Origin of the sequence: Microcoleus sp. D2_18a_D3 (assembly GCF_036702455.1) — a bacterium.
Taxonomy (GTDB): domain Bacteria; phylum Cyanobacteriota; class Cyanobacteriia; order Cyanobacteriales; family Microcoleaceae; genus Microcoleus.
Genome location: NZ_JAUBTK010000004.1, coordinates 75160 through 87917, shown reverse-complemented (window position 1 = coordinate 87917; position 12758 = coordinate 75160). Strand labels below are relative to the sequence as shown.

At 43.8% G+C, this 12758-nt stretch carries 13 protein-coding genes and 2 tRNA genes; 10 read left to right on the top strand and 5 right to left on the bottom strand.

Annotated features, from left to right (window positions below; genetic code table 11):
* Window positions 1-146 precede the first annotated feature (146 nt).
* From QUB06_RS03575 to QUB06_RS03540, 8 genes are all read left to right on the top strand, one after another.
* Window positions 147-1016: a M48 family metallopeptidase gene (locus QUB06_RS03575; RefSeq protein WP_333434139.1), complete on the top strand. Its 870-nt coding sequence runs from the start codon at window positions 147-149 to the stop codon at window positions 1014-1016.
* Window positions 995-1076 (top strand) — tRNA-Leu (locus QUB06_RS03570). The genes QUB06_RS03575 and QUB06_RS03570 overlap by 22 nt, the downstream gene beginning before the upstream one ends.
* Window positions 1077-1113: 37 nt before the next feature.
* Window positions 1114-1302 carry a hypothetical protein gene (locus tag QUB06_RS03565; protein ID WP_333058992.1) on the top strand — a complete coding sequence of 63 codons (189 nt, stop codon included), beginning with the start codon at window positions 1114-1116 and terminating at the stop codon, window positions 1300-1302.
* Window positions 1281-1362 (top strand) — tRNA-Leu (locus tag QUB06_RS03560). Before QUB06_RS03565 ends, QUB06_RS03560 begins: the two co-directional genes overlap by 22 nt.
* Window positions 1363-2172: 810 nt before the next feature.
* Window positions 2173-2325, top strand: coding sequence for a hypothetical protein (locus QUB06_RS03555; RefSeq protein WP_333434138.1), 153 nt, complete (start codon window positions 2173-2175; stop codon window positions 2323-2325).
* The gene (locus QUB06_RS03550) at window positions 2318-5668 is read left to right on the top strand and encodes a hypothetical protein (RefSeq protein ID WP_333434137.1); all 3351 of its coding nucleotides are present in this window, start codon (window positions 2318-2320) and stop codon (window positions 5666-5668) included. Before QUB06_RS03555 ends, QUB06_RS03550 begins: the two co-directional genes overlap by 8 nt.
* Before the next feature lie 268 nt (window positions 5669-5936).
* Window positions 5937-6812 (top strand): DMT family transporter, encoded by an 876-nt coding sequence (locus QUB06_RS03545; protein WP_333434136.1) that lies wholly within the window; start codon window positions 5937-5939, stop codon window positions 6810-6812.
* Between the two features lie 95 nt (window positions 6813-6907).
* A complete protein-coding gene (locus QUB06_RS03540) occupies window positions 6908-7135 on the top strand; it encodes a hypothetical protein (RefSeq protein ID WP_333434135.1) in 228 nt (75 codons plus the stop codon).
* 118 nt (window positions 7136-7253) lie between these two features.
* Here QUB06_RS03540 and QUB06_RS03535 read toward each other — a convergent pair whose 3' ends face one another.
* From QUB06_RS03535 to QUB06_RS03525, 3 genes are all read right to left on the bottom strand, one after another.
* Window positions 7254-7877, bottom strand: coding sequence for a type II toxin-antitoxin system antitoxin SocA domain-containing protein (locus QUB06_RS03535; RefSeq protein ID WP_333434134.1), 624 nt, complete (start codon window positions 7875-7877; stop codon window positions 7254-7256).
* A gap of 69 nt (window positions 7878-7946) precedes the next feature.
* Entirely contained in the window at window positions 7947-8186 is a 240-nt protein-coding gene (locus QUB06_RS03530; protein ID WP_333200083.1) for a DUF2283 domain-containing protein, read from the bottom strand.
* The gene (locus tag QUB06_RS03525; RefSeq protein ID WP_333142692.1) at window positions 8171-8500 is read right to left on the bottom strand and encodes a hypothetical protein; all 330 of its coding nucleotides are present in this window, start codon (window positions 8498-8500) and stop codon (window positions 8171-8173) included. Before QUB06_RS03525 ends, QUB06_RS03530 begins: the two co-directional genes overlap by 16 nt.
* A 195-nt stretch (window positions 8501-8695) precedes the next feature.
* Here QUB06_RS03525 and QUB06_RS03520 point away from each other — a divergent pair, with 195 nt between their 5' ends.
* Window positions 8696-9031 (top strand): DUF6883 domain-containing protein, encoded by a 336-nt coding sequence (locus tag QUB06_RS03520; protein ID WP_333142691.1) that lies wholly within the window; start codon window positions 8696-8698, stop codon window positions 9029-9031.
* A gap of 8 nt (window positions 9032-9039) precedes the next feature.
* Window positions 9040-9264: a DUF4926 domain-containing protein gene (locus QUB06_RS03515; protein ID WP_333434133.1), complete on the top strand. Its 225-nt coding sequence runs from the start codon at window positions 9040-9042 to the stop codon at window positions 9262-9264.
* A 230-nt stretch (window positions 9265-9494) separates the two neighbouring features.
* On the opposite strand, the gene QUB06_RS03510 is transcribed toward QUB06_RS03515, so the two are convergent.
* Entirely contained in the window at window positions 9495-11132 is a 1638-nt protein-coding gene (locus QUB06_RS03510; RefSeq protein ID WP_333434132.1) for an acetolactate synthase large subunit, read from the bottom strand.
* Window positions 11133-11282: 150 nt separating this feature from the next.
* Window positions 11283-12650 carry an NAD-dependent succinate-semialdehyde dehydrogenase gene (locus QUB06_RS03505; RefSeq protein ID WP_333434131.1) on the bottom strand — a complete coding sequence of 456 codons (1368 nt, stop codon included), beginning with the start codon at window positions 12648-12650 and terminating at the stop codon, window positions 11283-11285.
* Between the last annotated feature and the right edge of the window lie 108 nt (window positions 12651-12758).

Below are 12758 nucleotides of genomic sequence, written 5' to 3'. Positions count from 1 at the left end.
AAGGAAGAAGGAAGAAGGAAGAAGGAAGAAGGAAGAAGGAAGAGGAAAAAAGGAAGAAGCAAAAGAATTCCTCATGCCCAATTCCCCATGCCCCATGCCCAATTCCCAATTCCCAATTCCCAATTCCCCATTCCCAACTGACTAAAATGTCGAACATACCGCTCATCGGTTTAAAAGCAGACCAGTTTCGCCACCCGCTAGACTTGGAAGCTACCAGCACTCTCAAACAACTGCCCGGCCTGGATTTGATCGTGCGGCAGTTGCTGGGACAACTTGGCGAACAGTTTTTTATGCTGGAAAATCTGGCTTCCAGCGTCCAAGTCGGCGAAAATCAATTGCCCCACCTGCATCAATTGCTGTTGGATGCCTGCAAAACTCTGGATTTGGAGCCGCCGCAGCTTTATGTCCGCCAGCATCCGATGCCGAATGCTTACACCTTTGCGATGCGGGGAAAACAGCCTTTTGTGGTGATGCACACTTCTCTGATTGATTTGCTCACAGACGAGGAAGTTAAGGCAGTAATTGCTCACGAGTTGGGGCATTTGAAGTGCGAGCACGGAGTTTACCTGACTCTGGCTAATTTAATTGTGTTGGCCGCAGGCCAAATTTCGCCTGTGGGAACCGTGCTCGCGCAGGGTTTGCAGGCGCAAATGTTGGAATGGTTGCGGTGTGCGGAATTTACGTGCGATCGCGCCGCCTTGCTCGCGACTCAAGACCCAAGAGTGGTAGCATCACTGTTGATGAAACTGGCCGGAGGTTCGCCGACTTTAGCTCCGAAACTGAATGTCGATGCGTTTTTGGCGCAGGCGCGCTCCTACGACGACCTCAGCAGCACTCAACTGGGAGAAATGCTCAAACAAGCTCAGACGGCTCAGTTGTCCCATCCTGTACCAGTCTTGCGCGCCAGAGAGATCGATCGCTGGGCAAGTTCAAAAGATTATGAATCTCTTGTGCAAAATCGATCGGTGTATTATGATGCTGAAACCACCAAAAAGGGCGGGTGGCGAAATTGGTAGACGCATCAGACTCAAAATCTGACACCGAAAGGTATGAGAGTTCGATTCTCTCCCCGCCCATTACTAGAAAAGATGGTGATGTATTAATAAAGAGTCTGTGAGCACCACTCAACTGGGAGAAATGCTCAAACAAGCTCAGACGGCTCAGTTGTCCCATCCTGTACCAGTATTGCGCGCCAGAGAGATCGATCGCTGGGCAAGTTCAAAAGATTATGAATCTCTTGTGCAAAATCGATCGGTGTGTTATGATGGTGAAACCCAAAAGGGCGGGTGGCGAAATTGGTAGACGCATCAGACTCAAAATCTGACACCGAAAGGTATGAGAGTTCGATTCTCTCCCCGCCCACTGCTAGAAAAGCTAGTGATGCCTTAATAAAGAACTGTGTGCTAGGTAGCCCAGTAGCTCCAAGTGCATATCTCCTCACTTGAGTTCGCCCTTGCTGGTGGCTGTCCTTGCTAGCTGAGTATTTTCCCAAATTCAGTTCAAATAACTGATGACCAACCGCACTATTACTTTCATCGGCTTTTTTATGTAATAAAAACATAAAAAGATGAGTAATCGGGCAAGCAATATACCTTCTTTGGATTTAGCTATCGTTCCATGCACAGTTTATATCCAAGATTGTATCTAAAATCACTTAAGTAAACTGTATACTCTGGATTTAGCCACAGGTAAAGCAACATTCATCGGTGAGCTCATTAACAGAAGTTTATGATATTGCCTTTGTTGATTCACAACTCTATGGCATCGATCGAGTACGAGCTCGATAAAATGCTCGTTGCTTCTGACTTCGCACCACTGAAAGATGAGAAAGATGTATCCGCTCAATAATTCGGGGCGGGCTACCCACTCAGGAACGATTTTGCGTCATTTGAGGTGCATCGTTGAGCGATTTACTCCGGATTATTGAGCGGATACAGAAAGATGTTACGCTTTATAACGAAAAAAAAAATTATCTACCCCTTTAGATAGACTAATAGTCATTCCCGGAGCTGTTAAGCTTGCGCCCAATTCTAGCAGATGGTGAGTTTATCAGCACTAAGGGAAATACCGTCATCAGCAACCTCGATTATGATTTCTTAACTGTTTGGCAAAACAAGTCTAATAGCAGATATCACATTAAGTGATTACCAAAAACTGAATGTAGACGAATTTTTGGCGCAGGCGCGAGCCTACGACGATCTCAGCACCACTCAACTCGGAGATATGCTCAAACAAGCTCAGACGGCTCAGTTGTCGCATCCTGTACCAGTATTGCTGGCCAGAGAGATCGATGGCTGGGCAAGTTCAAAAGATAAAGATGAGTAATCAGGCAAGCATTATATCTTCTTTGGATTTAGCTATGGTTCCAGGGACAGTGTATATCCAAGATTGTGTCTCAAATCAGTTAAGTAAACTGTATACTCTTGATTTAGCCACAGGTAAAGCAACATTCATCGGTGAGATCATTACAGAAGTGTATGATATTGCCTTTGTTGATTCACAGCTCTATGGCATCGATCGAGAAGGCGACACAACCCAGCTCGTTAAAATTGACATCAAAACGGGCCATACGACTGTCATTGGGGATACAGGCTTTGCTACAGCCGGCTTGGCTTATAATGCCCAACGTCAAACCCTTTATGCCAGCACAGCTAAACAACTGATTGCCCTGGATCTCAAAACAGGAAAAGGTACACCAGTAGCTACCGTAGCTAATAAAGACTACAACTGTGGCGAAGTTGCCTTTGATAGCAATGGCATAGCATATATCACATTAATTGGCTACCAAAAGAAGAAATTACTTGCTAGATGCAATCTCGATACTAGCGAAGTTAAAACTATTGGTGATACCGGATTTCCTGGTATTGGCAGTATGGAATTTGTTGGCAATGTCCTTTATGGCGTTACCGGCAGATTTTTTAATTTGGGAAAAGACGGTCAATTAATCCGCATTAATACCAAGACAGGTAAAGGCACATTAGTGGCTCAAACCAAGCCTAGCGGTCGTTGGGCAGGAATTGCGGTTTATCATCAACCAGCAGCAGAAGTGATTCCCACCATCACTTCAAAAGTTAAGACTGAAACGGCACAAGGTGCAACAACTACTACAACGGGTGACGAAACTATGAAACTGTTAACGATTGATACCAAAGAAAACTGTTACGTTATCAATACCGCTCAGATGAATAGCTTGCAACAAAATGTTGCTAAGTCTCTGACATTAGACCAAGGAACTTTTGACATCCAAATTACCAGTGGTAGCTACAGTTATAGTGCCGACAATACCGTTGGTGAGCCTTTTGTTTTTCTCTGGATTTATGGACTTGAGGGCAGTACCTTTATCAACACAAAAACAGGTGTTGAGACAGGTGGAACTTGGGCAACTTTAAACGGCTATAACGACAAATTGCAGTTTGATATCAAAGAAAAAGCTGTAGTCTGTGCTTTATTCTTTGATATCTATAGTGCTGATAATCAAGGGCAAGTCACTGTTTCAATCACTGGCAATCAACAGTTGAACCCCCAAACTTTAACCGTTGATAGCAAGGAAAACTGCTATTCGCTGGATGGCAATTATCTCTCCACTCTTAAAAAAGCCAATGCTAATTCTATCGAGTTAGCCCCAGGGAACTATCGCGTCAAGATTCGGGAAAGCAATGCCACTTATGGAGCAGAAGCAAAAAATTTCCAATTAGAACCTTGGGCGTTACTCTTGATTCAAGGGGGAAAATTTATCTCCAAGTTGACAGGAATTGAACTTAGCGAAAGTTGGTGTTCCTTAAATGGCTTCAAAGATGACGTTATTTTTGAAGTCAAAGAAAAAACAACCATCTCCGGCTTCTTTTTTGATACCTACATTGAAGATAACCAAGGGCAAGTTGTTTTAGAAATCAACAACATCAGTGATCTAGAAGTACGCCAAGAATATCTAACAAAGTGTCCACCATTACAGATTGATCAGGGCAGCAGCGAAAGCACTGTTAGTGTAGTTGGTGGTGGTCGCACAACTAGCTCTAGTAATACAGCAGTTACCACTGGTGGTACAACTAGCTCTAGTAATACAGCAGTTACCACTGGTGGTACAGCTAGCTCTAGTAATACAGCAGTTACAACTGGTGGTACAACTAGCTCTGGTACTGAAAATATCAATATTAGTAGCAGTGGATTTAACTTCACTTTTGACCAAGATCAGATGGAACAAATGTGGCAGCAAATGGCAGCCCAAATCAATACTTCCATCACAGTAACAGGTGACCCGAACGAGAAAAAAGAAGCTTATTGGGACAATTTGGAAAAATGGCTGCTTAAAGGCTATCAAACTCAAGCTAAAGACTTAGCGATGAAGGTAGCACGGCTGGAGTTTATGCTTAAAACTCTTACCCAACAAATGGAAGTTAGTTTTAATCAGAATTTCCACAATTGGTCGGGATACTTCAACAAAAATCTCAACGACTTATTTATTTCCCGAATCCCCCGCATTGTTAGCGAGCAGGTGAATTTAAGAATCTCTGAACAAACCCAAGAGATTAAAAGCTTAGTGCTGCAACAAATGCAAACCGAACTCAATGAGCGTGTTGAGTCCGTCGTTAATCTCAAAGTGTCTAATCAGACTCAAGAAGTTAAGAACCTCGTAGTTCAGCAAATGCAAACTGAACTTGAGCAACGGATTGAGAATGTAGTTAACATCAAAGTTGCCAATCAGTCTACAGAGATTAATACCCAGGTAATTAATCAAATATCGACTGATATTGATGAGCGCATTAGTAACTCCGTTAATGTCCAAATCGCCAATCAATCTCAAGAGATCACTAATCAGGTAATTCAGCAACTCCAACATACTATTGATCAGCGTGTTGAGAATGTGGTGAGCATCAAGATTTCCGATCAAACCCAGAATGTGAAGAATCTGGTGATTCAGCAGATGCAAACTTACATCGATCAACGCATCGATAATGTCGTGAACCTGAAAGTGTCTAATCTATCTCAAGATATTAACACTCAAATTGTTCAGCAAATTCAACACGACATCGATCAGCGGATTAATGCGGTAGTTAATCTCAAAATTGCTGACCAAAGCCAAAACATTAAAAATCTGGTGATTCAGCAGATTGAATCTAACATTGATGCTCGCATCAATACGGCTGTTAATCAATCTAGCACTAGCAACGTGCAGTTAGTGACTAATAATATTGTCAACGATCTTGACAATCGCATTAATGTTAGCTTGGATAACAAGATTCTCAACTTCCGTAATGATGTCTCTGCTATCGTCCAAACTGAGCTTAACCAAAACTTCACGCAGAACCTCAAAAATACGATTTTTGCAGAATTGAAACAACAACAATTCTACCTGGATATAAACTTGATCAAGGCAGAAGTTGAGAACTTCTACTCTAATCTTGCACAGTTTGAGAATCAGTTCTATTTACGCATTGAACAAGGGGACACTCAACTGTATAACTGGACGCTGGAACAACTTATTGCTCTCCAAGGTTGCTTAACAGATCGTCAGGCGTTAGTCGATATGTTTGAATCTTTCGCCACTAAACTCAAAGACGAATTAGATAATGCTGAATGCGTTCGTCCCGATCGTTTTGGTTCTTGGGTAAGAACAGATATGCGGTCACAATTTCAACCTAGCCAATCTCCGCAATTACCACCACGTTAATCAGTAGTAGGTAGACATATCTTGGGTGTCCGAAGAAAGGAACGAAGCCATCCCAAACCGCAAGCGAATTGCTTCGTTCCTCTATTCGGACATGATGGTATTGATTTATGTTCACCGCCCACTGCTAAAAAAGCTTAATAAATCTAGGGTTCCAGGTAGGCCACCGGGAACCCTAATTTATATGGCATCGGGAATCGGGCATCGGGAATTCCGAATTGGTAACTAATGACAACAGTCAACAGTCAACAGTCAACAGTCAACAAATTTTATGGGTGAAATCGCCGCTTTAGGCGCTGCATTTGTCTGGGCTCTATCTTCCACCATCTGGCAGCGAGTGGGACAGCAAATCCCCGCAGTGGTGCTCAACTTGCTCAAAGGTGCGATCGCCCTTTTCATGCTCCTTGCCACTGTACTAATTTTAGGAAAATCTTTACCCGCAATCCACCCTAATATTTTAGCAATGCTGCTAATTAGCGGCGGCCTAGGAATTGGCATCGGAGACACCGCATTCTTTATCGTATTAAAATATTTAGGCGCGAGGCGAACGCTGCTTTTAGAAACCCTCTCTCCCCCTTTAACAGCTTTATTGGGCTTAATATTTTTGCAAGAAAAGTTATCGCCCATTGCTTGTACAGGCATTCTTTTAACAATCTGCGGGGTAGCGTGGGTAATTGCCGAACGAACAGCCGAAACAACCTTATCATCAAAACATATTTGGCAGGGATTAGGTATTAGTTTATTAGGACAAACAAGCCACGCCGCTGGAGCAATTTTATCCCGCGCCGCCTTCACTCAAATAGATATTGATCCTTTGTGGACGGCAGCTTTGCGTTTGAGCGGTGGTATGGCAGTCATGCTGTGCTTTTTAAAGCCAACAAACCTTGACAGTTTCAAACAATTAAAATCCTCAAAAATATTAGCTGCCATAATTCTGGCAGCTTTTTTAGGAACCTATCTCGGAATTTTCCTGCAACAGACTTCGTTGAAATATGCACCCGCAGCAATCGCCCAAACACTCAGTTCTACCAGTCCCCTATTTATACTGCCTTTAGCGGTGCTGGCGGGCGAAAAAGTGAGCATTCGGGCTGTTTTGGGGGTAGTTGGTGCGATCGGCGGAATCGCCTTATTATTGGGTTTGAAGTGATTAGATTTGATATCAATTCCGGTGCCACCGGAATGATTGTTGACTGTTGACTGTTGACGGGCGGGTCGAAAAACTGAATGGTTGAGTGTTAACTGTTGACACTAATAGGCACGGCGCCGTCTCGAAAGCAATGGGTAATATTAATTCCGATGCTACCGGATTTGATATCACAACTCCGACAAGTGGAAACAAAACTCTACGGAGAGATTGAGAAGCAAATTGCAAACGCTCACCAGAATCAAGAGGAAGGGATTTATGCTTATAATACTTGGGTAAAACAATTGGCAGAAATCCGTAAGGATTTTGGTCTGATTATCCGCTAAATCACGAAGGCCACAGCTAATCCGAATACTTGAATCTGAGAAAGCGCGATCGCCCTTACATCCCAACTTGTCAAAAAGCGCGTGAAGCGCAGCTATCCCGTAGGGAATCGCCCTTATATTATTTAGAGAAGAAACGGCCAGCATAATATTTCTTCATCGATTCGTGAGAAATAATCCCCTCACAAGATTCGTCTCTCGGCAAATCTCCTCTCGCTTCCTGCCAAGGCATTTCACTGCAAATCATTCGTTCCAAAGTTGCATCATCATACTCAAAATAAGCATCAGCAACTTCCTCGATAAATTCCCCGATTTTTTGGGGAAGTTTCGGTTGTTCGATTTTCTCTGTAATTGGTTCCCAACTAAATTGTCGTTGATAGTTTTCTAATAAATCAGGAATAACCGGCCCGTGAATCCCTGCTTGAAAATCTGCATCAAATAGTGGCTTGCCGTAAACTCCTAAATACCAAGCTTGAGCGTAATACATAAGTTTTTGTAGCTTGTAGGCGTTGATTGCTACATTAGTTTGGGCGGCTAACCAAATAAAAGCATTTGCAATATCTTGCTCACTCACTTTTACTGAATTACCTGGAACCGCAACAACTTTGAGTTGACCTTCGCCTATCTGTTCCAAGAGTTCAGAAACTGACAAGTTAAATTCTGCGGCAATTTGCTCAACTCTTTGCCAAACTGGAGAACTCACAGTTATTTGATATTCATTTTTTGTTGAGATAGCTTCAGTCATGGTCGTCCTTAGAGCTGACTTAAATAATTCTAGCAAACAGTGCGGAATAATGACGTAATGCAGTCTTTTCTAAGCATTATAACTCAAGTGCAACTCACCCACAATCGGCAATTCAAATACATTACTCTCTCGCAACCGCTTGGAGAAAAACATAACTTCCAGATTTTCAATTTCCTCCGTGTCAGGATTGAGACGAGCCACAATTCCATATTCTAGTTCTTGCGATTCTTGCTCTGCATAAGGCGAACATTTATTGACGTACAAAATATCCCCAATAGCATCATATTTAAAAGTTAGTTTTTCTGCCATATTATCTCTCCTTGGGTAACATTTTTTGTTAAGTAAGCTGTCACGATCCAATAGCGCTCTCTCGGAACTGTATCATTCACAACAGCTACTACAACATACCTACCCTTGCGACCCTTACCATACTGCTGTGAAAATAGAAAAGTATTGCCGAAACGTAAATCACATCGAACCTCATCTGGGTCAGCTAGAGTTTTAGCAATTCTTTCCTGATAAGATGGTAGCAAATCGGGATGTGTATCAACAATATGTAGTTCTCGCTCTTCAGTGAGTTCAACCTCGCTATCGAGATATGGACAGAAAAATTGTGTTGTCACATTCCTCCATTCTTGCCAGTCCTAGTTACCTAACTTTTAGATTACCATAATTACCTGACAAGTTTAGCGATCGCCCATCCCAACCCAACTTCTCAAAAAGCACGCGCGGCGCAGATATCCCGTAGGGAATCGCCCCTGCTTGACCGATCGCCTCAACTCTGGTTAATATACAAGAGTAAGCTTTGGAGAGAGTGCTTGAAACTGCCCAATTATGAAAGAGCAGTCGTTCCTGAAAAGAAAATTACCGAATATCTGCTCTCTCTCACCCACCGCGACGGGAAAAGCAAAGCAAAATTTTTTTTACGGTTTGGTTTTTCAGTTGATGCTTGGGAAATCATGGCAACTGCCTTGCTGCGTCATGCCGCCGACCATGAATTAGCTAAAATTGAAGAATCTCCTTTTGGCAGTCGGTACGTTATTGAAGGAGAAATGCTAGCAGCAGATGGCAGAAAACCCTTTGTGCGTTCTGTTTGGTTTATTGAAACCGGAGGCGACACTCCCAGGCTAGTAAGTGCCTATCCACCAGATTAAAAAATAAAATGATTCAAGAACTTGACAGCATTGTTTTAACAATTGATATCCCCGAAAAAAATTTAAGCCAAGGCGATATTGGCACAGTTGTTTTAGTACATCAAGGTGGGGTAGGATATGAAGTAGAATTTGTTACCTTGACGGGGAAAACATTAGCTATTATTTCACTCTTTAGCTCCCAAGTCCGTCTCATAGGTGATAGAGAAATTGCTCACGCCCGGATGCTAGCTTGAGCGTTATCTAAATGGAAGCAAAAACATTATGAACACTCACAGATTCACAGGCATCATTTACAAAGAAGAAGATAGATACATTGCCGAATGTCCAGAAATCGGCACAGTTGACCAAGGCGAAACCATAGAATAAGCGATCGCCAATCTTAAACAAGCTACAAAACTCTATCTCGAAGAATGTCCATTATTAGAGCCCCGACTTATTAAAGAAGCCGGAGCTCTAGCTACTCTTACAAATTGCAACTCATATCCCCAGATAATTGACTGAAACGCGCATTTTCCCGATAGTCTACCGGACAGTCAATCACGCAAGGGACATCTTGAGCAAGGGCTTCTTTCAGAATCGGAATGAAATCCGTTGCAGATTCTACTCGATAGCCTTTTAAACCCATACTTTCGGCAAATTTCACAAAATCGGGATTGCCAAATTTGACGAAATCGGAATGACCAAAATAATCTTGCTGCTTCCATTCAATTAACCCGTAACCGCCGTCATTAAAGATCAGCGTCACAAAATTAGTACCGACTCGCAAAGCAGTTTCTAACTCTTGGCAATTCATCATAAAACCACCGTCGCCGGTGGCTGCTATTACTTTGCGATCGGGATAAACGAGTTTTGCAGCTACCGCACCCGGAATCGCAATTCCCATCGCCGCAAAGCCGTTGGAAATCAAACAGGTATTCGGGCGATCGCAATGATAGTGCCGCGCGATCCACATTTTGTGAGCTCCCACATCAGATATTAGAATATCTTCCGGGCCCAGGATTTGCCGCAAATCGTAAATGAGTTTTTGTGGCTTGATCGGGAAACCGTCGTCGGCTGCATATTGTTCGTACCCAGCCCGAATATCCGCCCGCAATTGCTTAGCAAAAGGGTCTACTTTCTCCATGCGATCGGCACGCTGCAAAATTTCATTGAGAGAATCAGAAATATCCCCCACAACTTCTATAAGAGGAATATAACTGCTGTCAATTTCTGCTGGCAGAGCTCCAATATGAATAATCGGAATTTTTCCTTCAGGATTCCACTTCTTCGGGGAATATTCAATCAAATCGTAGCCAACAGCAATCACTAAATCCGTTTCTTCAAAAGCACAGCTAATGTAATCGCGTTTTTGCAAGCCCGTTGTCCACAGTGCCAAAGGATGAGTGTAAGGAATTACCCCTTTGCCCATGAAAGTATTAGCTACAGGAATATTCAATCGAGTAGCAAATTGTGTCAAAGCATCGCTGGCGTTAGCGCGGATCGCGCCGTTTCCTACTAAAAGCAGAGGACTTTTTGCCTTGGAAATTGCCACAGCGGCTTTATTCAAGCTTTGGTAAGCGCCAAAAGTTTTTTCGCGGTTGTCTTTGGCGAGCGGCTGTCCTTCAGCAGGCATTGCTGCGATGTTTTCAGGTAAGTCAATGTGAACTGCTCCCGGCTTTTCACTTTGAGCTACTTTAAAGGCTTTGCGGACAATTTCTGCCGTCGTGCTGGGGCGAACAATTTGAGCATTCCACTTAGTAACTGGGGCAAACATGGCGACCAAATCTAAATATTGGTGCGATTCTATGTGCATTCTGTCTGTGCCGACTTGTCCGGTAATTGCTATTAAAGGAGCGCCGTCTAAGTTGGCGTCAGCAACTCCTGTCATTAAGTTAGTTGCGCCAGGGCCCAAGGTGGACAAGCAAACGCCGGCTTTGCCTGTGAGACGACCGTAAACGTCTGCCATGAATGCGGCGCCTTGTTCGTGGCGAGTAGTAATAAATTTAATTGAAGAGTTTCTCAGGGCTTCTAGAACTTCTAAATTTTCTTCTCCGGGAAGTCCGAAGACGTATTCGACGCCTTCATTTTCTAAACATTTTACCAATAGTTGAGCTGTGTTCATTTCCGTTTTTCTCCTCGGTTAATGGGGGTTGTGGGTCTTTCTTTTTCAACCGATCGCCAAAAAAATACAAATGGGAATTTTTAACCGCAGGTAAACGCAGATAAACGCAGGCTTATGTAGATTTGTGCGATCGGTTGATAGAGTGGGATGTTATTTCACCCACACTGTTTTTATGTTAACAAATTCGTGCATTCCTTGGATGCTCAATTCGCGTCCGTAACCGGAGCGTTTGATGCCGCCGAAGGGCAATCTCGGGTCGGATTTTACTAAGCCGTTGATGAATACGGCGCCTGCTTCTAGTTCGGAAATAAACCGATCGCTCTCTTCTCTTACTGTAGTCCAAGCTGACGCACCCAAGCCAAAAGATGTGCTGTTTGCCAGTTCGATCGCCTCATCGATGCCTGCAACCCGGAATACTAAAGCTACGGGCCCGAAAAATTCTTCTTGACGCGCAGCAGCCTCCGGGGGGATCTCTGCCAAAATAGTTGGCAAGTAGAAATTGCCGCCATTCTCTGACAATGGGCGGCCGCCTGTCAGAAGTTTTGCTCCCGATTGGATGCAAGTTTGCACTTGCTTGTCCAAGTCTTTGAGGATTGCCGGAGTAGCTAAAGGGCCGATATCGGTTTCGGGCAACATCGGATCGCCTACTTTTAATTGCTCGATTTTTTCGACAAATCCTTTGATGAATTCGTCGGCAATCTCTTCGGCTAAAATAAAGCGTTTGGCGGCGATGCAAGATTGACCGTTATTCAGCATCCGCGATGTCACAGCAGTTGATAAAGCTACTGCTAAATCAGCACTGGGCATCACAATAAATGGGTCGCTTCCTCCTAATTCCAGTACAACTTTTTTCAAGTTTTTGCCCGCATTGGCTGCCAAACTTTCACCCGCTGGCTCGCTACCGGTGAGAGTTGCTGCTTTTATACGATCGTCCGCAACGATATCAGCTACTTTGTCGGCGCCCACTAACAAAGTTTGAAAAACTCCTTCGGGAAAGCCAGCTTCCCTGAAAATTTCTTCGATTTTCAAAGCGCACTGAGGCACGTTGGAAGCGTGTTTGAGCAAGCCGACATTGCCCGCCATCAGTGCTGGCGCCGCAAACCGAAAAACTTGCCAAAATGGGAAATTCCACGGCATGACGGCTAAAATAGCCCCTAGTGGTTGGTAGCGGACAAAGCTGCTGCTAGCGTCAGTGGTTGCCGGTACGTCTGCCATAAATTGAGCAGCATTTTTGGCGTAATAGCGGCAAACTAAGGCGCATTTTTCGACTTCGCCGATCGCAGATTTGAGCGTTTTGCCCATTTCCTGGGTCATCATTTCAGCGTAAATTTCGCGATCGCGTTCCAAGATGTCTGCCGCTTTCTGCATCCACAGAGCTCGCTGCTCAAACGGCAGGTGGCGGTATTTGTTAAAAGCTTGCTGTGCTAATTCCAGCTTAGCTTCGATTGCCTCATCCGCGATCGGCTCGAAAGTTTTCAGCGTTTCTCCCGTTGCCGGGTTGATAGTAGCAATAGCCATTGTTTCATCTCCTGTGTGAAAAACACAAAACTCCCTGCTAGTTTTCCGCCTAGGCAGGGAGTTGTATCAAGGTATTACAAAATAGGAATTTACCAGCCACGTTTTCTT

What these genes read in the sequence shown, in the direction of transcription:
- QUB06_RS03575 (WP_333434139.1), top strand. Translation starts at nt 147, where the DNA reads ATGTCGAACATACCGCTCATCGGTTTAAAAGCAGACCAGTTTCGCCAC.
- QUB06_RS03550 (WP_333434137.1), top strand. Translation starts at nt 2,318, where the DNA reads ATGAGTAATCAGGCAAGCATTATATCTTCTTTGGATTTAGCTATGGTT.
- QUB06_RS03545 (WP_333434136.1), top strand. Translation starts at nt 5,937, where the DNA reads ATGGGTGAAATCGCCGCTTTAGGCGCTGCATTTGTCTGGGCTCTATCT.
- QUB06_RS03535 (WP_333434134.1), bottom strand. Translation starts at nt 7,877, where the DNA reads ATGACTGAAGCTATCTCAACAAAAAATGAATATCAAATAACTGTGAGT.
- QUB06_RS03530 (WP_333200083.1), bottom strand. Translation starts at nt 8,186, where the DNA reads ATGGCAGAAAAACTAACTTTTAAATATGATGCTATTGGGGATATTTTG.
- QUB06_RS03515 (WP_333434133.1), top strand. Translation starts at nt 9,040, where the DNA reads ATGATTCAAGAACTTGACAGCATTGTTTTAACAATTGATATCCCCGAA.
- QUB06_RS03510 (WP_333434132.1), bottom strand. Translation starts at nt 11,132, where the DNA reads ATGAACACAGCTCAACTATTGGTAAAATGTTTAGAAAATGAAGGCGTC.
- QUB06_RS03505 (WP_333434131.1), bottom strand. Translation starts at nt 12,650, where the DNA reads ATGGCTATTGCTACTATCAACCCGGCAACGGGAGAAACGCTGAAAACT.